Source organism: Sutterella sp. (genome assembly GCF_030539355.1).
In the GTDB taxonomy this organism is placed as follows: domain Bacteria; phylum Pseudomonadota; class Gammaproteobacteria; order Burkholderiales; family Burkholderiaceae_F; genus Sutterella.
Genome location: NZ_JAUNSF010000048.1, coordinates 1 through 21,594 on the forward strand (window position 1 = coordinate 1; position 21,594 = coordinate 21,594).

Annotated in this window: 23 protein-coding genes; 8 read left to right on the top strand and 15 right to left on the bottom strand. The window is 65.7% G+C overall.

Annotation, left to right across the window (positions count from 1 at the left end):
- Positions 1–154: 154 nt before the first annotated feature.
- The 3 genes from Q4F91_RS07960 to Q4F91_RS07970 all read left to right on the top strand — a co-directional run bounded on the left by Q4F91_RS07960 (position 155) and on the right by Q4F91_RS07970 (position 3,460).
- A complete protein-coding gene (locus tag Q4F91_RS07960) occupies positions 155–739 on the top strand; it encodes an HD domain-containing protein (protein WP_303336484.1) in 585 nt (194 codons plus the stop codon).
- A 160-nt stretch (positions 740–899) separates the two neighbouring features.
- Positions 900–2,180 carry a glutamate-5-semialdehyde dehydrogenase gene (locus Q4F91_RS07965; RefSeq protein ID WP_303336485.1) on the top strand — a complete coding sequence of 427 codons (1,281 nt, stop codon included), beginning with the start codon at positions 900–902 and terminating at the stop codon, positions 2,178–2,180.
- An 86-nt stretch (positions 2,181–2,266) separates the two neighbouring features.
- Complete coding sequence (locus Q4F91_RS07970) at positions 2,267–3,460, top strand: class I SAM-dependent RNA methyltransferase (protein ID WP_303336487.1); 1,194 nt, start codon at positions 2,267–2,269, stop codon at positions 3,458–3,460.
- Between the two features lie 143 nt (positions 3,461–3,603).
- Here the strand turns inward: Q4F91_RS07970 and Q4F91_RS07975 are convergent, their stop codons facing one another.
- The 15 genes from Q4F91_RS07975 to Q4F91_RS08045 all read right to left on the bottom strand — a co-directional run bounded on the left by Q4F91_RS07975 (position 3,604) and on the right by Q4F91_RS08045 (position 16,748).
- A complete protein-coding gene (locus Q4F91_RS07975; RefSeq protein ID WP_303336488.1) occupies positions 3,604–4,713 on the bottom strand; it encodes an iron-containing alcohol dehydrogenase family protein in 1,110 nt (369 codons plus the stop codon).
- Between the two features lie 354 nt (positions 4,714–5,067).
- Positions 5,068–5,439 carry a 50S ribosomal protein L19 gene (gene rplS, locus Q4F91_RS07980; protein WP_303336490.1) on the bottom strand — a complete coding sequence of 124 codons (372 nt, stop codon included), beginning with the start codon at positions 5,437–5,439 and terminating at the stop codon, positions 5,068–5,070.
- Between the two features lie 116 nt (positions 5,440–5,555).
- Positions 5,556–6,311, bottom strand: a complete 756-nt coding sequence (trmD, locus tag Q4F91_RS07985) for a tRNA (guanosine(37)-N1)-methyltransferase TrmD (protein WP_303336523.1) — start codon at positions 6,309–6,311, stop codon at positions 5,556–5,558.
- A 30-nt stretch (positions 6,312–6,341) separates the two neighbouring features.
- Positions 6,342–6,875 (bottom strand): ribosome maturation factor RimM, encoded by a 534-nt coding sequence (rimM, locus tag Q4F91_RS07990; protein ID WP_303336492.1) that lies wholly within the window; start codon positions 6,873–6,875, stop codon positions 6,342–6,344.
- A 220-nt stretch (positions 6,876–7,095) separates the two neighbouring features.
- Positions 7,096–7,371, bottom strand: coding sequence for a 30S ribosomal protein S16 (rpsP, locus tag Q4F91_RS07995; RefSeq protein WP_303336493.1), 276 nt, complete (start codon positions 7,369–7,371; stop codon positions 7,096–7,098).
- Between the two features lie 194 nt (positions 7,372–7,565).
- On the bottom strand, positions 7,566–8,270 hold the full coding sequence (locus Q4F91_RS08000; RefSeq protein WP_303336495.1) for a molybdenum ABC transporter permease: 705 nt from the start codon (positions 8,268–8,270) through the stop codon (positions 7,566–7,568).
- Positions 8,271–8,287: 17 nt separating this feature from the next.
- Entirely contained in the window at positions 8,288–9,031 is a 744-nt protein-coding gene (gene modA, locus Q4F91_RS08005) for a molybdate ABC transporter substrate-binding protein (RefSeq protein WP_303336497.1), read from the bottom strand.
- A 15-nt stretch (positions 9,032–9,046) separates the two neighbouring features.
- The gene (locus Q4F91_RS08010; protein WP_303336499.1) at positions 9,047–9,712 is read right to left on the bottom strand and encodes an ATP-binding cassette domain-containing protein; all 666 of its coding nucleotides are present in this window, start codon (positions 9,710–9,712) and stop codon (positions 9,047–9,049) included.
- A gap of 91 nt (positions 9,713–9,803) precedes the next feature.
- Positions 9,804–10,754 (bottom strand): LysR family transcriptional regulator, encoded by a 951-nt coding sequence (locus Q4F91_RS08015; protein ID WP_303336501.1) that lies wholly within the window; start codon positions 10,752–10,754, stop codon positions 9,804–9,806.
- A 194-nt stretch (positions 10,755–10,948) separates the two neighbouring features.
- The gene (locus tag Q4F91_RS08020) at positions 10,949–12,475 is read right to left on the bottom strand and encodes an FAD-dependent oxidoreductase (RefSeq protein ID WP_303336503.1); all 1,527 of its coding nucleotides are present in this window, start codon (positions 12,473–12,475) and stop codon (positions 10,949–10,951) included.
- 244 nt (positions 12,476–12,719) lie between these two features.
- On the bottom strand, positions 12,720–13,655 hold the full coding sequence (locus tag Q4F91_RS08025) for an electron transfer flavoprotein subunit alpha/FixB family protein (RefSeq protein ID WP_303336505.1): 936 nt from the start codon (positions 13,653–13,655) through the stop codon (positions 12,720–12,722).
- A gap of 15 nt (positions 13,656–13,670) precedes the next feature.
- The gene (locus Q4F91_RS08030) at positions 13,671–14,423 is read right to left on the bottom strand and encodes an electron transfer flavoprotein subunit beta/FixA family protein (RefSeq protein ID WP_303336507.1); all 753 of its coding nucleotides are present in this window, start codon (positions 14,421–14,423) and stop codon (positions 13,671–13,673) included.
- A gap of 282 nt (positions 14,424–14,705) precedes the next feature.
- On the bottom strand, positions 14,706–15,149 hold the full coding sequence (locus Q4F91_RS08035; RefSeq protein ID WP_303336508.1) for a YqaA family protein: 444 nt from the start codon (positions 15,147–15,149) through the stop codon (positions 14,706–14,708).
- Between the two features lie 36 nt (positions 15,150–15,185).
- Entirely contained in the window at positions 15,186–15,992 is an 807-nt protein-coding gene (gene proC, locus Q4F91_RS08040; RefSeq protein ID WP_303336510.1) for a pyrroline-5-carboxylate reductase, read from the bottom strand.
- A gap of 39 nt (positions 15,993–16,031) precedes the next feature.
- Positions 16,032–16,748 (bottom strand): YggS family pyridoxal phosphate-dependent enzyme, encoded by a 717-nt coding sequence (locus Q4F91_RS08045; protein ID WP_303336512.1) that lies wholly within the window; start codon positions 16,746–16,748, stop codon positions 16,032–16,034.
- Between the two features lie 613 nt (positions 16,749–17,361).
- Here Q4F91_RS08045 and Q4F91_RS08050 point away from each other — a divergent pair.
- The 5 genes from Q4F91_RS08050 to Q4F91_RS08070 all read left to right on the top strand — a co-directional run bounded on the left by Q4F91_RS08050 (position 17,362) and on the right by Q4F91_RS08070 (position 21,412).
- Positions 17,362–18,084 carry a hypothetical protein gene (locus tag Q4F91_RS08050; protein WP_303336513.1) on the top strand — a complete coding sequence of 241 codons (723 nt, stop codon included), beginning with the start codon at positions 17,362–17,364 and terminating at the stop codon, positions 18,082–18,084.
- Positions 18,085–18,137: 53 nt separating this feature from the next.
- Positions 18,138–19,412 (top strand): hypothetical protein, encoded by a 1,275-nt coding sequence (locus tag Q4F91_RS08055; protein WP_303336515.1) that lies wholly within the window; start codon positions 18,138–18,140, stop codon positions 19,410–19,412.
- Positions 19,413–19,498: 86 nt separating this feature from the next.
- Entirely contained in the window at positions 19,499–19,714 is a 216-nt protein-coding gene (locus tag Q4F91_RS08060) for an RRXRR domain-containing protein (protein WP_303336517.1), read from the top strand.
- Between the two features lie 127 nt (positions 19,715–19,841).
- Positions 19,842–20,501 carry an epoxyqueuosine reductase QueH gene (locus tag Q4F91_RS08065; protein ID WP_303336519.1) on the top strand — a complete coding sequence of 220 codons (660 nt, stop codon included), beginning with the start codon at positions 19,842–19,844 and terminating at the stop codon, positions 20,499–20,501.
- Positions 20,498–21,412 (top strand): AEC family transporter, encoded by a 915-nt coding sequence (locus Q4F91_RS08070; protein WP_303336521.1) that lies wholly within the window; start codon positions 20,498–20,500, stop codon positions 21,410–21,412. The genes Q4F91_RS08065 and Q4F91_RS08070 overlap by 4 nt, the downstream gene beginning before the upstream one ends.
- Positions 21,413–21,594: the final 182 nt, after the last annotated feature.

Consider the following 21,594-nt stretch of genomic DNA (forward strand, 5'->3'; position numbering starts at 1 on the left):
CTGAAAAGCTCGGCCCGCCGTCTGCAGTCCGCCCGTCCGCGCAGTCCGCATCACTGCGACGTCAAGTGACGGATCGGGGATCTACAATCCTTCCGTGGTCGGGAAAGACACCCTCCTCCCGACCGGAAAACCTGCTGCCTGACAAGGAGTCTCAATGCTCAACACTGACCGCATCAGCGCCGCCTTCGCCCTCGCCGCCCGTGTGCACGCCGCCCAGAAGCGCACCGGGACCGAGATCCCGTATATCTCGCACCCGATAGCAGTGGCCTCCCAGGTGCTCGTCTGGGGCGGGAGCGAGGACCAGTTCATCGCGGCGCTCCTGCACGATGTCCTCGAGGACGGGGGCGCGGAGTACCGCGCGGTGATCGGCGACGGGTTCGGGCCCGCGGTGCTCGCGATGGTCGAGGCGTGCTCGGACGCCGCCCCGAAGCCGGGCGAGAAGAAGGCGCCCTGGCTCGAGCGCAAGACCGCGTACCTCAAGCACCTCGAGACCGCCGGAGCCGACGCGCTCCTCGTCTCCGCCGCCGACAAGTGGCACAACCTCAACGCCATCCGCGCCGACCAGCGTGAGATAGGCAACGACATCTTCCTGCGGTTCGTGAAGAACGAGACGGATCCCGCGAAGAAGCGCTCGCTCACGCTCTGGTACTACGAGGAGCTCATCGCGATCTACCGCCGCCGCGGCGTCGCCGCGGCCGACGAGCTCGAGGCGATCCTCAAGGAGATCGCGGCCGCCTGAAAGCCGCGGCCCGGCGAGCGTGAGCGCGCCGCTCCCGCCCGTTAAAATGATCAGTCCACACGGGCCGCCCTGAAGAAGATTCCCCTGCCGCGGCCCCTCCATGCTCGGCCCTGCCCGAAAGCGCCGGACTTCAATTCCTTTCCTACTTCAGGAAACAAAGATGACGACTGATCTCAATGCCGCGGAGCTGATGCGCTCGATCGGCGAGGCTGCGCGACGCGCCTCGCGCAGCATGGCCCGTGCGCGCACGGCCGAGAAGAACGCGGCGCTCCGGCGCCTCGCCGAGCTCCTCATCGAGGAGCGCGCGGCTGTCGAAGCCGCGAACGCGAAGGACCTTGAGAACGCCCGCGCCGAGGGGCTCTCCCCCGCTTTCATCGACCGCCTCACGATCAGCGGCCCGGTGCTCGAGCGCATGGCCGAGGGCGTGCTGCAGATCGCCGAGCTCGCCGATCCGATCGGAGGCGTGAGCGACATGCGCGCCATGCCCTCCGGCATCCAGGTCGGCCGCATGCGCGTGCCGCTCGGCGTGATCGCGATGATCTTCGAGTCGCGCCCCAACGTCACGATCGACGCGGCGGCCCTCGGCCTCAAGTCCGGCAACGCCGTCATCCTGCGCGGCGGCCACGAGGCGCTCGAGAGCAATCTCGCGCTCGCGAAGCTCGTCGCCCGGGCTCTCGCCGAGTCCGGCCTCCCCGAGGCGGCCGTGCAGCTCATCCCGACCTCCGACCGCGCCGTCGTGGGCGAGCTGATCCGCGCCCGCGACTACGTCGACGTGCTCATCCCGCGCGGCGGCAAGGGCCTAATCAGCCGCCTCATGAAGGAGGCGACGGTGCCGATGATCAAGCACCTGAACGGCATCTGCCACACCTACGTCGACGAGGTCGTCGATCTCGAGATGGCGCTCTCGGTCACCGACAACGCGAAGACCCAGCGTCCCTCGCCCTGCAACGCCACCGAGACGCTCCTCGTGCACGAGAAGCAGGCCGAGGCGTTCCTGCCGCGCATCGGCCGCGTCTGGACCGAGAAGAAGGTCGAGATGCGCTGCGACGCGAAGGCGCTCGAGATTCTCACGAAGGCCGGCATCCCCGCCGTTCCGGCGACCGACGAGGACTGGGACACCGAGTACAACGACCTCGTGATCAGCATCGCGGTCGTACCGTCGCTCGACGCCGCCATCGACTTCATTGACGCGCACAGCTCGCGCCACACCGACGCGATCCTCACCGACAGCGTCTCCGCTGCGGACCGGTTCCTGCGCGAAGTGGACTCGAGCTCGGTCATGGTGAACGCCTCGACGCGCTTCGCCGACGGCTTCGAGTACGGCCTCGGCGCCGAGATCGGCATCTCGACGGACCGCCTGCACGCCCGCGGCCCCGTGGGCCTCGAGGGCCTCACGAGCCTCAAGTACATCGTGCTCGGCCACGGCGAAGGCCGTCACTGAACTTCATGGAGGGGAGCGGCTGCGCGCCGCCTCCTCCATAATGCCGCCCCTCCTACCCCTGTTTCTCCCCGGAAAACTTCAAAGTCATGCCTGCTTTCTACGCGCCCTGCCCGTTCGGTCTTGAGAAGCTTCTCGCCGACGAAATCCTCGCCCTCAACGCCGACCCGGATCTTGTCCGCACCGCCAAAGGCGGCGTCTCGTTCGGCGGCGGCCTTGAGCTCGGCATGGCCGTCTGTCTCCACTCGAGGCTCGCCACCCGCGTGATGCTGCGCGTCGCCAACGAGGAGTACTGGGACAGCCGCGACGTCTACTCGATCGCGCGCCGCACGCCCTGGGAGAAGTGGTTCGGGCCCGACGCCACCTTCCGCATCCATTCCTCGGCGCACCGCTGCCCGCTCGAGAGCCTCAACTTCGCGACGCTGCGCGTGAAGGACGGCATCTGTGACCGCTTCACCGAGCTCGCCGGGCGGCGACCGTCGGTGGACCGCCGTGACGCGGACGTGCGCATCGAGGCGTACTTCACCTTCGACCATCTGAGCCTCTACATCGATCTCGCGGGCGAGTCGCTCTTCAAGCGCGGCTGGCGCCTCGAGCACGGCGAGGCGCCGCTCAAGGAGAACCTCGCCGCGGCGCTCCTCATGCTCTCGGGCTGGACGCCGGAGAAGACCCTCGTCGACCCGTTCTGCGGCTCGGGCACCATCGCGATCGAGGCGGCCTCTATCGCCGCGAACGTCGCCCCGGGTCTCAACCGTCACTTCGACTTCGAGCACCTCCAGGGCTTCGACATGGACCTCTGGCGCGAGATGAAGGAGGACGCCCGCGCCGCGGTCAACAAACACGCGAAGCTGCGTATCGAGGCCCACGACATCTCCTCGATCGTCGTCGAGAAGGCGATCGAGAACGCCCGGCGCGCGGGCTTCGGCGACATGCTCGACGACGGCCGCATCACGTTCACCCAGGGCGACGCCCGTGACCTCACCGCCCCCGATGGGTCCGAGCCCGGCGTCATCATCGCCAACCCGCCCTACGGCGAGCAGTCGAACCCGAAGAGCGCCTCCATCGCCGCGATGATGCGCGACTTCGCCTCCGCCATGAAGGCGAACTTCGCCGGCTGGACCGCCTGGCTCCTCACCTCCGACCGCTTGCTCCCCGGCCAGATGCGCCTGCGCGAGTCGAGGAAGGTCGTGCTCTTCAACGGCCCGCTCGAATGCCGCTTCTTCCGCTTCGACATGGTGGCGGGCAGCAACCGCAGGAAGCCCGCCTCCGAGGCTGCTGAATAAATCAGCATCACACACTGACAATGACGCCCGTGAGCTCACCGGTTCACGGGCGTTCCTGTTTTCACCTGCCGCAGACATGCGAAGACCGCCCGGACTCTTCATCGCGGACGGTCTTCAGATGCGATTCAGCAGGGAGCCGGTGATCAGCCTTCCTTCGCGATCAGCTCGCGGCCGAGGCGGTCAACCTTGTAGATGCCCTCGCGGAAGCGCTCCTTGGTCATCTGATAGGGAACGCAGCCCCACTCCTTGATCGAGGTGGCGCGGTCAACGAGCGCGTCAACCTGCTCGGGCGTCGTGATGTCCATCTCGGCGAGCGTGACGGGGAGCTTCACGGAGCGGTTGAACTTCATCAGGCGCTCGAGGGCCTCGTCGTCGCCGTCGACGGCGTGGAGCACGAGCGTGCCGAAGCTCACCACCTCGCCGTGGAGGTGCTTGTGAATGGCTGGGAGCACCATCGAGGCGTTGTAGAAGCAGTGGGCGAGGGACGAGTTGTAGTAGTAGCTGTCCTTCGTCGTCGTCAGGTTCGAGGTGATGCCCGTCGAGATGATGATGTCGAGCACGGTCTCGGAGAAGGCGCTCGTGAGCTTCTTCGCGCGGAAGTCCTCAAGGGCCTGGGCGCCGAGCTCAAGGAGCGGCTCCTCGCAGACGAGGCCGACCTGCACGCCGAGGAGCGGCGTGTGCGTGAGTTCCTTGCCGCGCGAGGCGAGCTGGCTCTCGGCCTGCTTGGAGAGCGCGTCGCCGATGCCGGCCCAGAAGAGGTCCTCGGGGCTGTCAAGCACGACGGAGGTGTTGATGAAGCAGTGCTCGGGGCAGCGCTTCGTGAAGTGGTAGCCGTGCAGCGACCCGTCCTCGTTGTAGAGCACGCCGATCGCGGAGACCGGGGCGCAGTTCGAGCCCACGGTCGGGCAGCTGAAGAAGGGCTTGCCGAGGATGTCGGCAGCGGTCTTCACGGTGTCGATGGCGCGGCCGCCGCCGACGCCGAAAAGCATGTCGGCGTTCTTGGCCTTCTCGTTCGAGGTGATGCGCTCGATGTTGGCGAGCGTGGCGTCCTTGCCGTAGACGGACCACTCAACGATCTCGATGCCGGCCTTCTCGAAGCCGGCGCGCAACGCGTCACCCGCCTTGGCGAGCGCGGTCTCACCGCCTATGACGGCTACCGTCTTGCCGTAGAAACGGCAGACATCGCCGATATCGTTGTAGCAGTCAGGGCCGATGCTGTAGTTCGGCAGCGTCACGGTGTAGTTCTGCGCCATTTTGTTTTGTCGCTCCGTCTAGGGAATGTGCCCGGGATTCAGGCACTGGGTGTTCAGGTGGTTCCGGCCCGGAGAACTTGACGCGTGTTTGAGAGAGAGATCCGCGTCCGTCCGGGATACGCCGGGAATTGCAATTTTAGGGAAAAGGAAGAGGAATTTCCGCCGAGTTCAGAGGCATACGCGCTCAACTCTTGAGAAAACCCGTAATGCCGGTAGGTGAACGCCCTAGTCCGAAAGATTAGGAGAAACTCGGGGGGCAGGGTTTCCACGCATGAAAAAACCCCTGCGGGTCCGAAGACTTCACAGGGGTTTTTAAACCGGTCGGTTTCACCGGCGCATCGGGCGGAGAGCCGATTACGCGTCCTTGCGGACGAGACGCTCCTTGATGCGGGCGGCCTTGCCGGAACGTTCGCGCAGGTAGTAGAGCTTGGCGCGGCGGACATCACCGTGACGCTTCACTTCGATGCTGGCGATCGTCGGGGAGTAGGTCTGGAACGTACGCTCCACGCCTTCGCCGGACGAGATCTTGCGAACGATGAACGAGGAATTGAGGCCGCGGTTGCGACGGGCGATAACGACACCCTCGAAGGCCTGCACGCGCTTGCGGCTGCCTTCAACCACGTTGACGGACACGACAACCGTGTCGCCGGCGCGGAAATCGGGGATGGTCTTGCCGGCGGTGACGCGGGCGATTTCTTCCTGTTCGAGAACCTGGATCAGATTCATTTTTTTTTCGAGCTCCGAAACCATCGTCATGCGGCCTGATTGTTAGGGGACCTGAAGCCCGCCGCAGATAGGATGGTGGTTTGTTCAATGGAAGGATCCGCCTCCTTGACGAGGCTTCACTTTCCGGATGGATTCTTCCAGCCGAGCCCGCGCAGGAACTTCATGTCCTCGCGCGAGAGCAGACCAGAGGAATCCGCGATATTAACGAGTTCCGGGCGCGTGCGCAACGTGAGTTCCAGACTTTTTTCACGTGTCCAGCGCGCGATGTTCTTGTGGTGCCCCGAGAGCAGCACATCCGGCACAGCCATGCCGCGCCAGACCTCGGGCCGCGTGTAGTGCGGCGCGTCGAGAAGGCCCGTGGCGAAGCTCTCGTCCGAGGCCGAGAGATCCTTGATCGCGCCGGGCAGCTGCCGCACCACGGCGTCGATGAGGGCGCAGGCCGGGAGTTCCCCGCCCGAGAGCACGAAGTCGCCGAGGCTGATGACCTCGTCGACCTCGGTCGAGAGAAAGCGCTCGTCGATGCCCTCGTAGCGGCCGCAGATGAGCACGAGCGAATCGGCCTCCGCGGCGAGCTCGCGCACGCGCTTGTCGGTGAGACGCGCGCCGTTCGGGGCGAAGCTCACGACGCGGCCGCGGTTCCCCGAGGCGCGCACGGCGTCGAGCGTCTGCGCGAGGGGCTCGGCCATCATCACCATGCCCGGGCCGCCGCCGAAGGGGCGGTCGTCGATCGTGCGGTGGAGGTCCGTCGCGGTGTCGCGCGGATTCCAGCAGTTGAGCGACCAGAGACCGCGCTTCCTCGCACGGGCGGTGATGCCGCAGTCGGCCACCGTCGCGAAGATCTCCGGGAAAAGCGTGATCACGTCAAAGCGCATCATTTCCTACTCTCTCCTTGCCGCCGGGGGTCAGCGCCACTCGGGATCCCAGTCGAAGACCGCGCGCTTGTGCTCGGTGTCGAGCTCGAGCACGTACACGTCCTTCACGTTCGGGATGAAGAAATGCTCGGTCTTCCCTTCGGCGTTCTTCCAGGCGATGTCAAAGAGGTCCTGCGCGCCGTTCGAGCCGATCGCGACGATCTCGCCCAGGTCCGCGCCCTCGCGGTTGACGGCACGGCAGCCGATCACGTCGACCGCCCAGACGGCGTCATCGCCGGCCTCGGGGAAGTCGGCGCGGGCGACGAACACCTTCACGCGGATCTTCTCGGCGACTTCCTTCGACTCGCATCCGTCCCACTTGGCGATGAAGCCCGTGCCGTGGCGGCGCAGGCCCTTGACGTGAACCGGCGTGCGGGTGCCGGCGAGATCGATGAGCACCCAGTCGCGCACGTGCTCGAGCACCTCGCCCGAGTCGATCGGCTCGACGCGGACCCAGCCCTTGAAGCCGTAGGCGCCGGTCGTGCGGCCGAGTTCAATGAGTTCGTCGTTGGCGGTTTCGGTCATCACAAAATTCCGGAAGTTTGGGAGATGCTGCAAAAAGAAAAACCCCGCATCTTCGTCACCCTTGGCGTAGATACCGGACGCTTCAGCGCTGCCGTCGGATCCGATGTGCTTTGACACGAGAGGCACGAGCGACGGGCTTCTGAGCATCCGCACCGTGGGTTCGATGCGGGGCTTTCGAGCGCGGGAGATCAGGTCCCCCGCGTCTCAGGCTGCAGGAAAATTATTCCGCAGCGGCCTCAGCGGCGGGAGCCGGCTGAGCCTTGAATTCCTTGACGAGACGGGCGACCGTGTCGGAGAGCTGGGCGCCGTTGCCCTGCCAGAAGGCGAGGCGATCGAGGTTGATCGACAGCTTGACGGCCTGGCCGGCAGCCATCGGGTTGTAGTAGCCGAGGCGCTCGATGAAGCGGCCGTCACGACGGTTGCGGGAGTCGGTGACGTTGATGGAGTAGAACGGACGCTTCTTGGAGCCGCCGCGGGCGAGACGAACGATGACCATGAGTTACCTCTTAAATCATTGGTGCAGTTGAAAAAATCTGAACCCCCGTCCCGGGGAGAAACAGATTCGAAATCTGGGTTTCGCGGACAGGAATCGCTTTCCTGCCATGCGAAGAAGCGCGATTTTACTTTAGCTCCCCGCCCGTTCGCAACCCGTAAGCGCCCGGAAAAACGATCTCCGGGACCTGTTTTTTCTCAGAGCGCCTTCGCGCCGCGTCTGAGGCCTTCGAGCACGGCGAAGACGACGAGCGTGAAGGCCGAGAGCATGAGGCAGAGGATCGTCGCGGCATCGAAGTCCGCGCGGGAGACGGCGTTGTAGATCTCAAGCGAGAGCGTGTTGGTCCGCCCCTGGATGTTGCCGCCGATCATCATCGTGATGCCGACCTCGCCCGAGGCGCGGGAGACGCCGAGGAGCAGCCCCGAGAGCACCTCGCGGCGCACGAGCGGGAGCGTGACGCTCACAAAGACTCTGGCCGGCGAGGCGCCGTGCACGCGCGCGGCGAACTCAAGGGCCTTGAGGCGCTCGCTCGCGAGAGCCCCCTCGATCGGGCGGATGACGAGCGGGAGCCCCGCGATGAAGGCGGCGAGCGCCACCGCGGCGGATGTGAAGACCACCGAGAGCCCGGCGGTCTCGAGCATCGCGCCCACCGGCCCGCTCCTCCCGATGAGCAGAAGGAGCAGGTAGCCGAGCGCGATCGGCGGGAAGACGAGCGGAAGGGTGACGACGAAGCTCAGCACCCGCGTGAGCGCGCCGCTCCTCCTCGCGAAGAGCCACGCGAGCGGCGGGGCGGCCAAGAGAAACCCGACCGCCGCGGCCGCGCAGGTCTTGAGCGTGAGCATCACCGCCCCGAAGAGATCGGGGCCGAGAATGCCGAGGAAGGTCCCCGCTTCCGTCTCCATTGCGCCTCCGGATCAGATCAGCGGGAGACGCCGAAGCGCTCGAGGATCTTGTCGGCCTTCGGGCTCGCGAGCCAGCCGAGGAACGCCTTCACGTCCGCGGCCTCTCCGGCCTCGCCCTTCACGGGCTGGGCGGTCATGCGGATGGGCTCGTAGCCGTCCTTCACCGCGACGAAGCCGCCCACCTTGTCCTTGCCCTGACGGGCGGCGAGGAGGTTGACGAAGCCCGCGTCCATCTCGCCGCGGCCGACGTAGCTCATCACCTGCGGAACCATGGAGACCACGTTGAGGCGGTCGCCGAGCTTGGCGCCGAGGCCCGTGTTGTCGAGGTACTCCTTGGCGGCGCGGCCGTAGATCGCGGCCTTCGGGTCGGGCATCGCGACGCGCTTCACCTCAGGCTTCACGAGGTCAGCGGGACCCGTGAGCTCGATGCCCTTCCTCCAGACGAATACGAGGGGCGTGTCGCCCAAGCGCACACCGGCCTCGGAGTTGAGCTTCTTCGTGAACTTCTTCAGGCTCGTCGCGTCCGAGATCACCACCGTCACGGGCGAGCCGCTCTCGACCTGGGCGAGCATCTGGCCGATGTTGCCGCCGAAGACCTTCTCGACCTTGACGCCGGTGTCCTTCTCATAGGCCGCGGCGATCGCCTCGACCATCTTGACGTAGCCGCCGCCCGTCGTGACGGTGACCGCAGCCTCGGCGGCGGTCGCGAACATCATGGCGCAGAGCGCGGCGGCAGCGGCAGTCTTCATGAACTTGACCATTGGATTCAATCTCCTTCAGTTGGTTGAACGGGCACGGCCGAGGTCTATCTCCTCGAACCGTCCGTCGGAGAGAAGGAGCGCGCGGCTCGCGAGCCGCCGCATCTCCTCCTCGGAATGCGTGATGAAAAGAACCGGGATGTCGAGACGCTCCGTCGCGCGCTCGATGAAGTCCATGAGTGCGGAGCGGCGCTTCGGGTCGAGGCTTGAGAGCGGCTCGTCAAGGATGAGAAGGCGCTCGGCGCCGAGGAGCGCCCTTCCGAGCGCGACGCGCTGCGCCTCGCCCCCCGAGAGTCCGGAGGGACTGCGCTCGAGGAGCTTCGCGAGCCCGAGGATGGCGACCGCCTCCTCGAACTCCACACGGGGCTTGCGCCCCCCGGCGGTGACGGGGAACATGATGTTCTCGCGCACCGTGAGGTGAGGCAGCAGCCTGTGCTCCTGGAAGACGAAGCCGATGCCGCGCGCCTCGGGCGGCAGATTGATGCCTCGCCCGAAGGAGAAGACCGTCAGGCCCTCGAGTTCGATCTCGCCCGAGTCGGGTGTGAGCGCGCCGGAGATGAGGTTGGCGAGCGTGGACTTCCCCGAGCCCGATTCGCCGCGCAGCACGGTGATGCCGCTGCCGAGCGTGAGATCGGCCTCAAGCTCAAGCTCACCCAGTTTCTTCGTGATACGCGCGCGCAGCAAGGTTCCGGTCTCCTCTCCGACAATCGTTATTCACGCAGAGAATAGCGCACGATTCCTGATATCGGAATATCCCCATCGGGAGACCCCGGCCTCACACACCCTGGATGACCGGAACCTCCGCGGGGTCGATCAGGTGCTGTCTCGAACTCAGGATGACCGACCTCGCCCACTGGTACTCCGGATCCCGGTCGCGGCTCCGATGCCAGAGAAGATGAACTGTGTGGATGACGCCCTTCTCGGGACGCCCGAGGATTTCCACGGGCAGGCGCCGTGACATCGCTGCGGCGAGCTGGCACGGCACCATCGTGATTAGATCCGTGTCCTCCACGAGAAGGAGCGACGAGACAAAAAATGAGGACCGGAAGGAGGCATAGGACGGCGTGTCGTCCGTGTCGAGGATCACGTTGCGGTCGTGGCTGCTGCTGTGCGTGTTGACCTGCATCTTGATCTGCCGATACTCGAGCACGTCCTCGATCGTGAGCTGCCTGCGGCGCTGCCGCTCAAGGAGCGGATGGTGGCTGTCCACGACGTAGACATAGGCGTCGGTGCAGAAGTACTGGCCGCAGAAGCCCTCGGGCATTCCCGTGACAGGCAGGAGCGCGAAGTCAAGCATGCCGCCCGCGAGATCGTTCCAGAAGTTCTCGTCGAAGGTGCGCATGTCGAGACCTGCGTGACCTTTCGCAATGGAGAGCATTTTCTTCACCGCCGGATGAAGCATGGGCTTCACGTTGGCGTCGTAGGTCGCGATGCGGAAGATGCGGTGCCTCAGTTCAGGCGCGAAGACCGAGGGGGACGTGAGCGACTGAATCCTCTGCAGGGGTCCGCGCAGCTGCTCCTCGATCTCAAGCGCCCTCGTGGTCGGCGTCATGCCGCGGCCGCGCCGCATGAAGAGCGTCTCGCCGAATGAGAACCTCAGGCGGGAGAGCGTCTTGCTCGCCGCCCCCTTCGTCATCGAATGCTGATGCGCAGTCTCCGTGAGGCTTCCAGTGCGGCAGAGGGTCAGAAAGAACTGAAGGTCCGAAAGGCTGAGGTTGTCACGCATTGATGTTGTATCTCCGTTGCTCTGATTCAATGATGCCGCAGGAACCAACCTTTGCTGTCTGACTCACAGGCGTGATTGAAAAAAGCCCGGTCAGCCTTGCGGGCCGCCGGGTGGAGAGAGGGCCGGAACCTGGGTTCCGGCCGGGCTGAGTTTTCGGGCAGGCCGTCCGGGGAAAACGGCCTGCGGACTGAAGATCAGTTCCTCTCGGCGTCGAACTCGCCGAGGATGGTCTTGACGGCGATGCGGCCGCCGTTGATCGCAAACGCGGAGGCGGAGCCCTCGCCGGCCTTCAGGTCGTACGAGTCACCGTAGAAGCCGCCCGCGTCGTGGCCGATCGCGAAGAGACCCGGGATCACGCGGTCGTTCTTGTCAACGACCTCCATGAATTCGGTCACTTTCACGCCGTTACCGCTCGAGAGGGCGTGCAGCTTGCCGCGGACGATGTAGAACGGAGCCTTTTCAACCTTGCGCAGGAACTTGGGATCCTTGCCGAACTGGTCGTCATGGCCCTTCTTCGTGTACTCGGTCATCTTCTTGGCGGCGTGGGCGAGCTTCTTCGGATCCATGCCGGCCTTCTTGGCGACTTCCTCGATCGTGTTGCCCGTGAAGGCGTTGCCGACCTTCTCGTTCTCGGCGATCAGCTGATCAAACTTGTCAGCGGGATGACCGGCGCGGATGTAGAGACCGCACTGGACGAGATAGCCGGTGGTCTTGAGTTCCTTGGCGGTGTCGGCGTCAAAGACGACGAACACCTCGCCCTCGCGCTGGATGGCGTTCGAGGAGAACGGCCACTCACGGGTCTTCTCTTCGTTGAAGAAGCGGTCACCGACGTGGTTCACGTTGAGGAAGCCCTGGCGGAAGAGCGCGCGGAGCTGGCCGTTCGGGCCCTCGCAGAGCGCCTCGCCCTTCACCGGCATGAAGGCGCCGTTGTAGACGATCAGACCCATGCCGTCAGGCACCGCACCGGCGGAGAAGGCCATGTTGATGCCGTCGCCCGTGTGACCGAGCGCGCCGTTCGGCTCGGCCGGGATGGCACCGTACTTCTTGACCATCTCGTCGTTCTCAAGGTAGCCGCCGGTGGCGAGAATCACGTTGGGCGCGTTGATGGTGATCTTGTCACCGTCCTTGTTGTAGGCGACGACGCCCGCGACGCGGCCGTCCTTCATCAGGAGCTCCTTGCCCGGGGTCTGGGTGAGCAGCGTGCCGCCCTTCTCCTTGAAGATCTCGGTCATGCGCTTGATGAGCGAGGAGCCGTGCTTGCCCGGATAGATATGCCACGTGAGGTCCTTCGCCTCACGCTTCTCGGGCCACATCGAGGTGACTTCCTCGAACTTCACGCCGTGGTCCTGAATCCAGTCGATCGTGTACTTCGACTCGGAGACGAAGCGGCGCACGAGCGGCGCGTTCGACTTCCAGTGGTGGTAGTTCATGATCGTGTTGAAGCTCTCCTCCTCGGTGAGCTTCACGCCGGCCGCTTTCTGCACGGAACTGCCCACGGCGTAGGAGCCTTCCATGAACATGCCATTTCCGCCGGGGAAGGCGTTCTTTTCAAGAAGAACGGTCTTCTTGCCGCCTTCAACGGCGCCAACGGCGGCGACCGTGCCGCCCGCGCCGGCGCCGACGACGATGACGTCGGCGTTGATGACCTGGTCCGCGGCCCAGCAGTTCATGAAGCCGATCGACGTGAGCGCGGCGACGCAGGCAAGAGTCTTGAATTTCATAAGTGTCTCTCCTTATTTGGCATTAGCGAGAACTGTATGTCTCGTTACTCCTAAGTATCTAGGGAGAAACACTCAATGAAAATCGGGATTTCCGCCTCTGACCAGCGTCTTTCCGTAAACAGTAAGTTTCCTCACTGGAAACTCATTCGAATCCTCAAGGGATTCCAGAAAAAGCGTGGCCCGTAAAAAAGGCCACCGCGTGAACGGTGGCCTTGTTCTGAGAGGCGATCAGTTGGATCGGATCTTACTTGGCAAGCTTCTGCTGCAGGGCGCGGCAGGTCTCGGCGCCGTCGGCGATGAGACCGTAGTCGGCGACCTCGAAGATCGGGGCCTCGGGATCCTTGTCGACGGCGACGATCACCTTGGCGTCCTTGATGCCGGCCGTGTGCTGGATGGCGCCCGAGATGCCGAACGCGATGTAGAGCTGCGGGGCGATCATCTTGCCGGTCTGGCCGACCTGCCAGTCGTTCGGGCAGAGGCCCATGTCAACGGCCGTGCGGGTGGCGCCGACCGCGGCGCCGATCGAGTCGGCAAGGTCCTCGAGGGCCTTGAAGCCGGCCTCGTCAATGAGGCCGCGGCCGCCGGCGACGACGACGCGGGCGCTCACGAGCTCGGGACGGTCGCTCTGGATCTCCGTGAACTTCACGAAGCGCGAGCCCTCGCCGGCCTCGGGGCAGGTGATGCGCTCAACGGGGGCGACGGCGGAGCCCTGGGGGGCGGCCTCGAAGGCGGTCGTGCGGACGGTGCCGACGACGACGTCCTCGTCGGTCTCGACGGTCGCGACGAGCGCACCGGCGTAGATGCCGCGCTGGAAGGTCTTGGGGCCCTTGACGGCGATCACGTCCGAGAACGGGGCGCGGTCAAGGAGCGCGGCGACGCGGGGCATCGCGGCCTTGCCGAGCGTGGTGGCAGCGAAGAAGATGTGCGAGTAGCCCTTGGCCTCGGAGACGACGAGGTCGGCGAGGACCTCGGGGAGCTCCTGGGCGAGGCGGGGATTCTCGGCGAGGAGAACCGTGCGGACGCCGGCGAGCTTCGCGACTTCGTCGGCGACGGCCTCGCAGCCGTTGCCGGCGACGAGCACGTCGACGGAGTCGGACATCTGGGCGACGGCCGTCAGCGCCTGGGCGGTGGCGGGACGAAGCCTGCGGTTGTCGTGGTCAGCGATAAGAAGCGCAGTCATGATGTTCTCCTCAGATTAGATGGCATGCGCTTCGTTGCGAAGCTTGTCGATGAGTTCGTCGACGCTCGAGACCATCACGCCGGCCTTGCGGGCAGGCGGCGGCTCAACCTTGAGCGTGCGGATGCGCGGGGCGGTGTCGACGCCGAGGGTGGCGAGCTCGATCGCCTCGACGGGCTTCTTGCGGGCCTTGGCCATCGAGGGAAGCGTGACGTAGCGCGGCTCGGCGAGGCGGAGGTCCGCGGTGAGCACGGCGGGGAGCGAAAGCGACACGGTCTGCGTGCCGCCGTCGGTTTCGCGCGTCACCGAGACGCGGCCGTCGGCCGTGAACTCGATGTCGCTCGCGAAGGCGCCGAGCGGAAGGCCGAGGAGCGCCGAGAGCATGGCGCCGGTCTGGCCGGCGTCATCGTCAATCGCCTGCTTGCCGAGGAGCACGATGCCAGGCTGCTCGCGCTCGACGATCTTGGCGAGCACCTTCGCGGCGGCGAGCGGCTCGATCGGGTCATCGGTCGTGACATGGATCGCGCGGTCGGCGCCGATCGCCATGGCGGTGCGCAGCACGTCAACGGACTTCGCGCCGCCGATCGTCACGGCGACCACCTCGGTCGCGCGGCCGGATTCCTTGAGTTCGACGGCCTCCTCAACGGCGATTTCGTCGAAGGGATTGATCGCCATGCGGGCGAGCTTGGTATCCGGACCGGAGTGATCCGGGAGCGGACGGACCTTGACCTTCGCGTCAACGACCCGCTTCACTGCAACTAAGATCTTCATAAATCTAAAGAAATCCTTTTTTGTGTTCACCGTCCTGGAGCGCGAGCCGGGGAAATGCCGGCCCGGGCGGCCCGCGGTCTCGAGCAAGTCCAGAGCTCCGCGCGGACGTCACCCGGGGCGCGATGCGCGCCGCCGACGACGGGAAGGTTCAGGGCGCCTCAAGCCGGGTTAACCCGGAGCACCCTCAAAGAGGCACAGATTATAGCCGCAGGTCATGGGCCAAAAACAGGGCTTTTTCCCATGATTTACCGCAGGTTATGTGCCAAATAGCGTGAGAAGCCGTCAGGCGACGATTCCGAGCACCGCGGCGGCGATGCCGCAGTAACGCAGGCCCTTCCCTGCGGCGATGAAGAGGAGGCTCGTGAGCGGATCGATGCGCAGCCACCCGGCCGCGAGCGGGATCGCGTCCCCGACGACGGGAAGCCAGGAGAGAAGGAGCGCCCAGGCTCCCCAGCGCTGCAGCCACTGCACTGCCTGCGAGGGCGTCTTCTTCTGCGGGATGAAGCGCCCGATCACCCAGCTCGTCATGGCGCCGAGGGTGTTGCCCGTGGTGGCGACGGCCACGAGCCAGAGCCAGCGCTCCGGCGTCGCGGCGATCGCTCCCGCGAGAATCGCCTCGGAGCCGCCCGGGAAGAGCGTCGCCGAGATGAAGGCGGTGATGAAGAGCGCGGGATCAATGCCGTCCGAGGCAAAGAGCGCGATGATCCAGGCCGAGAGCGATTCCACGGGAGAACTTTGGAAAGAACTTCAGGTGAGCCCGGATCAGCGGAAGGCTGCCTTCATCTCGAGCGCACGGCGGAAGGCGGCCTCGACGGCCTCGTCCATCATCGCGTCGATGTCGCGGGCGTTCATGACCTCAAGGGCCTTTGCGGTCGTGCCTCCCTTGCTCGTCACGCGCTCGCGCAGCGTCGAGAAGGGCTCGCCCGACTGGCGCGCGAGTTCCGCGGCGCCGTAGACCGTGCCGAGCGCGAGCGCACGGGCGCTCTCGGGAGGAAGACCGCGCTTCAGGCCCGCCTTCTCGAGCGCCTCCATGAAGCGGAACACATAGGCGGGGCCGCTGCCCGGGATGGCGGTGACGAGATCGACCTCCTCCTCGGACTTCACCTCGACCACTTCGCCCGCGGCCTCGAGCACGCAGCGCGCGGCGGCGAGCGCCTCGGGCGGAGTGCCCTCGGGCGCGTAGAGGCCGGAGATGCCGCAGCCCACGAGCGCCGGGGTGTTGGGCATGGAGCGGAGCACCACCGCACCGGCGAGCCAGTCCTTCAGCGTCTCGATGCCGATGCCGGCGGCGATCGAGAGCACCGCGCCATCCGGGTTGAGGAGCGGCGTCAGGGGCGCCACGGCCTCCTTCATCATCTGCGGCTTCACCGCGAGCACGACGAGGTCACAGGCCGTCACCCAGTCGCCGAGCTCCGTGTGCGTCACGGCGCCCATCGCCGCGAGACGCTCGAGCTTCGGGGCGTTGGGATCGACCACGTGCGCCGTGATGTCCGCGGGCGCACCCTTCAGGAGTCCGCCGATGAGCGCGCCGGCCATGTTGCCGCCGCCGAGGAAACCGACTGTGAGCATCTCAAAAGTCTCCAGTAGATAGAAGTTCGGAAAAAAAGTTCAACGGTTGTAGTTGCGCGCGCCGAAGATGGCGCTGCCGACGCGGACCATCGTCGTGCCGGCGAGCACGGCCTCCTCGAGGTCGGCGCTCATGCCCATCGAGAGCGTGTCCGCCTGCGGGTGGGCCTTCCGGAATTCAGCAAAAAGCGTGCGCATCGCGAGGAGCGGCTTCATGCGCGCCTCGTGATCGTCGGCCGGGGCGGGAATCGCCATCAGGCCGCGCAGCCTCACGTTGGGCAGCGCCTCGATCGCTTCGGCGAGCGCCGGGAGCTCCGCCGGGGTCACGCCCGACTTGGTGTCCTCGCCGTCGATGTTCACCTCGATGAGGAGATTGATCGGGGCCATGCCCGCCGGGCGCTGAGCGGAGAGACGCTCGGCGATCTTCAGGCGGTCGATCGACTGCACCCAGTCGAAGCGCTCCGCCACGGGACGGGTCTTGTTCGACTGCAGCGGCCCGATGAAGTGCCATTCGAGCCCGAGCTCCGGGTGATGCTCGCGGAACCAGTCGACCTTGTCGCAGCCCTCCTGCGCGTAGTTCTCGCCGAAGGCACGGGCTCCGGCGCGGGCGCACTCAAGCACCGCCTCCGCGTTGAAGGTCTTGCCGACGGCGAGGAGCTTCACGCTCCCCTTCTCCCGGCCGGCCTTCGCCTCGGCGGCTTCAAGCGCGGCGCAAACATGCGCATAGCGTCCGGGAAGACCGGGTTCAAGTTCAGTCATTCTTATGTCGTCCTTCTTCTTGATCAGTTGCCTCACCGCCGAAGCCTTCTCAATTGAGCGCTCCGCGGAAGTGAGTCAGCAGGCGAAAAGTCTACCGCGCGCCCCGGGGCGGCGTACGCACCGGAATGGCTCCTGAGATCCCACGCGCGGATACACAAGGCTGAAGCGGCAATTTTTGATCCCGGTCAACCATCCCCAAAAAACGGTGCTGATCCTCAGCGTTTTTGATCCTCTCAAGATGCGAATCAGAATGACGCATATCAAAGGATCAAAAGATCACTTTTTTTGCATTATCCGGAAAAAACGAGGCGGCACAGGGATTTGCAGAGTATCAAAGTATCAGACCGGGTCATTCCGTTTCTTTTGAAGCACACAGACAGGTCTTTGAAAATCGCCTGATTTTTCATTGATATCAATTCATTGCAACAGAACGGGCTCAGCCTGAAAAGTTGAGAGTATCAAAACGCGATTCGCCCGGAGATTGATCCAAATACACTCGGTCTCAGAGGCAAAGGACCGGTGCCCGCCCGCTCAAGAAGAGCAGGCCGCCGCCGGCCCCGAGGCCGATTCCCTCCCGAAGTTTTTTCTTACGCCTGTTCTCAGGAGGTTCACCATGTCGATCAGTCTTCGTCTCAGCGCTCTTGCAGAAAAAAGCCGCTCCTGGTTCGCCGCTTCCCGCTCCGAGGCCGAAAAGCCCATCGCCACCGGCATCGAGTGCGTTGACTCGCTCCTCGAGGGCGGTTTCCCCCGCCGCGGCGTCACCGAGATCCTCGTCTCGGGCGCGCACCACGGTGAGGTTCAGATGCTGATCGGCGCGCTCTCGCATGTTCCGACCGGTGTATGGGTTCTCCCGTCGAAGGGCTCCGCGCCCTTCGCGCCGGCGCTCCAGGCCGCGGGTGCCGACCCCGACCGCCAGATTTTCGTGATCCCCGCCACGCCGGCCGAGGCCTTCGAGGCCGCCGAGATGGCCGCGGCGAGCGGCGAGACCGCCGCCGTCGTCGCCTGGCTCCCGGCTCTCAATCCGGAAGCTGACCGCATCGCCATCCGCCGCATCGCGCTCGCCGCGCAGACGACCGGCACCGCGGTCTTCCTGATCCGCCCGGCCTGCCTCGCCTGCCTCCCACTCGCGGGCTCGATGCGCGTTCTCGTCACGCCCGCCCGGGACGCCTCCGTCCGCGTGCGCTCTGTCGTGCGCCGCACCTGGTCGACGGCCACCTGCGAGAAGGTTCTCCCGGTCGCGGACTTCTTCCGCACGGACCGCCCGGTCCGCCGCGAGACCGTCCGTGAATACTCCGTGCAGCCGTCGCTCTTCACCGAGCCCGTTCCGGCGCTCTGAAGCCTCCCCCGAATTCCACTCAAAGCCCTCCGCCGATAAGAAGGACAAACACAATGACCGCCTCTCCCGTCCGCTCCGCCGCGCTTTTCTTCCCGCAGATGCTCTTTGCTGCCGCGCCCGAGAAGAAGTTCACCGACGCGCAAACCGCCGCCGTTCTCGTCAACGGCCGCATCGAGGCCCGCACGCGCGCCGCGGCCGCGATGGGCGTCCGTCTCGGCATCGGGGGCTCCGAGGCGCTCGGGCTCGTTCCGAAGCTGCAGTTCGTCCGCACGGGCGGGACGGCCTTCATGGAACTCTCGAAGATCCTCACGCTCCTCGCGCTCGCCGAGTTCCCGCGCGCCGCGCTCGTGAAGTCCGCCCGCTCCGGGGCCGCCGCCCTGATCCTCGAGGTTCCCGCCGGGACGAACGGCGCGACGGAGCGGCTCTTGAAGAAAGTGACCGAGCTCGGCTTCACGGCCTTCGCGGGCGAGGCCCCGACCCCGGTCACGGCGCTCGGCGCCGCCGTCTTCAACGCCACCGCGAAGGGCGGCAACTGGGACGCCGCCGCGCTCATGGCCGACCTTGAGGCGCGCACGTCGCTGCCCTTCGTCGAGCGCAGCCGCCACTTCGCGCTCCGCCTCGCGATCCCCTCGTCCGAGGTCTCGGTCGTCGCCCACCGCGCCTGCGCGGCGCTCCTCGCCTGGATGCGCGGCATCGGCGCCGAGTCGGCGCAGATCACGCTCTCGGCCTGCGACTCGACCGGCCGCCGCGCCGAGCTCCCCGAGAAGACCGACCCGCACTTCGACCTGCTCGGCGCCGACACCGAGCACTCCCGCACCGAGAACGCCCGCCTCTCGCGCTGGCTCGTCACGACGGGCATCACCTCGATCGGCGGCTCGATCGAGCTCACGGCCGAACCGGCCGACCCCGTCCGCACGGCCTCCCCCGAGGAAGCGAGCCCCCTCGTTCAGTCGCTCACCGGCCTCGTCGGCCGCCAGAGAGTCTTCCGTCTCGAGTGCACGGGCGACCCGCTCCCCGAGAACGCCCAGCGCCGCATCCCGGCCGAGGGCGCCGCCCACAGTGCGCACCGCCGTCCGCCCCTCGCCGCTCCCGCCGGCGCGCCGAGAATGCCGACCGAGGTCCTCAGCGAGCCGCGCGAACTCGCAGTGAACGGCTCCGCCCCCACCTACGGCGGTCCGCTCGAGATCCTCGAGAACGCCGCCGTTCCGACGGGCTGGAACTCGAGGCTCCGCCGCTACTACCTCGCGCGCAGCGCCGCGGGCGAAGTGCTCTGCATCTTCCGCGAGCTCGGCTCCGGCCGCTGGTTCCTCCAGGGCCGCTACGCCTGAAACCCCGGCCACCGCCCCTGCACCTTTTTTCCCACACGACCGGCCTCTTTCTCAGGGGCCGGAACTTTCTCATCGAGGAGCCGCCGATGTGCCCGTCCAGAATTCCACGCGTCACCGTGCTCAATTCGCGCGGCAAGCCCCTGATGCCGTGCTCGCCCTCCCGGGCGAGAAAGCTCATCCGCTCGAACAAGGCCTCCGTGCTCCGGCGCGACCCGTTCACGATTCAGATGATCGAGCCGGCAGGAGCAAGACCGTCTATTGCCTCCGGGGAGAAGTCCGGCGACGCACCGCAGTCGGAATGACCGGTTCGGGCCGCTGAACCGCATCTCCTCGCTCAGGCGGCGCTTTGCTAGACTTTTCCGCACCCGCGTTTACCCACCGGACGGCCTTCCCGCCGTCCGGTTTTCCTGTCTGCGGCGAGGCCCCGTCTTGTCAACCCCTTCCCAGCCCGTACTGCTTCACAGCTGCTGCGCACCGTGCTCGAGCGCCATCCTCGAATGGATGCTCTCGAACGGCTTTGCGCCCACGATCTTCTACTTCAACCCGAACATCTTCCCGGCGGAGGAGTATCTGCTCAGGAAGAACGAGTGCCAGCGCTACGCCGCGAAGCTCGGCGTGCCGTTCGTGGACGGCGACTACGATCACGCGCTCTGGCGCGAGGCCGTGAAGGGCCTCGAGCACGAACCCGAGCGGGGGCTGAGGTGCCGCGCCTGCTTCGGCGTGCGCATGCGCGCTTCCGCGATCAAGGCGCGCGAGCTCGGCATCCCCCGCTTCACGACGACGCTCGCCGGCAGCCGCTGGAAGCGGCTCGACCAGATCCGCGAGGCGGCGCTCGAGGCGGTGAAACTCACTCCGGGCGTCGAGTACTGGGATATGAACTGGCGCAAGGGCGGTCTGCAGGAGCGCCGCGGCGTGCTGCTCAGACAGGAAGGCTTCTACAACCAGCTCTGGTGCGGGTGCGAATTCTCGATGGGGCACCTCACGGAGCGTCCCGACACCGACCTCCCCGAACATGCCCGCCCGATCGTGCGCGCGCTCCGGGAAGAGAGAATCAACAAACAGCAGGAGTCTGAGGAGAAGCCTCAATGAATGCCCTTCTTTCCGTTCTAGCCTACGTGATCATCATCGTGATGGGCGTGCTGCTCAAGCAGTTCAAGCTTGTTCCGAGCGACCTCTCCCGTCCGGTGGGCTTCCTCATCCTCAACATCACGCTGCCCTGCGCGATCGTCACCTTTCTCACGGGCGTGACGCTCCCGCTCTCGCTGCTGCTCACGATCCTCATTCCCTTCCTCACGACGTGGCTGATGATCGGCGTCGCCTGGCTCCTCAACTTCCGCCGCCCCGACGCGGAGAAGGCCGTGCCCTTCGCGATGCTCAACATGAGCTCCTACAACGTCGGCACCTTCGCGATGCCCTTCACCGCGGGACTCGTGAGCCCCATGGGCTTCCTTGCCGTCTGCCTCTTTGACGTGGGCAACTCGGTGATGTGTACCGGCGGCACCTACGCCTTCATCTGCCGCGGCAAGGGGAGCGCGAAAGACACCCTCGTCAACGTCGCGCGCACGCTCTCGCACTCGATCCCGCTCTGGACCTACATGATCGTCATCGCGCTCTCCTTCACCACGATCACGATTCCGAAGCCCGTGCTCCACATCTTCGAGGTGATCGGCAACGCGAACTCTTTCCTCTCGATGCTCTTCATCGGGCTCTCGATCAACCTCTCGATCAACTGGTCGAGGTTCGGCAACCTCCTCTGGCTCATGGTCGTCCGCTACGTGGTCAACGCCGTCATCGCGGCCGCGCTCTACTTCTGGCTGCCCTTCCCGCTCGAGATCCGCCAGTCCGTCGTCCTCGCGCTGATGGCTCCGCTCCCCGTGATGGGCATCATCTTCTCGATGAAGGCGAAGCTCAACTGGGAGGATGCCGCGAACATCAACTCGGTCTCCGTCATCGTCTCGATCGTGATCATGTGCACCCTGCTCTCGGTCTTCACTTCCTGAGAAATCCCTCAGCCCGGATCAGACGCGGCCGCGCTCTCCCTGAACAGGTGGCGCGGCCGTTTTCGCCTGTCATCAAATCTTCACCGGGCTGTAACCTTCAGGTAACGGCGCTGACACGGAGCACCTGCAGAATCAGACCTGCCGACGGTTTTCCCAGGACGAAGCCGTCCGGCGTTCCCTAG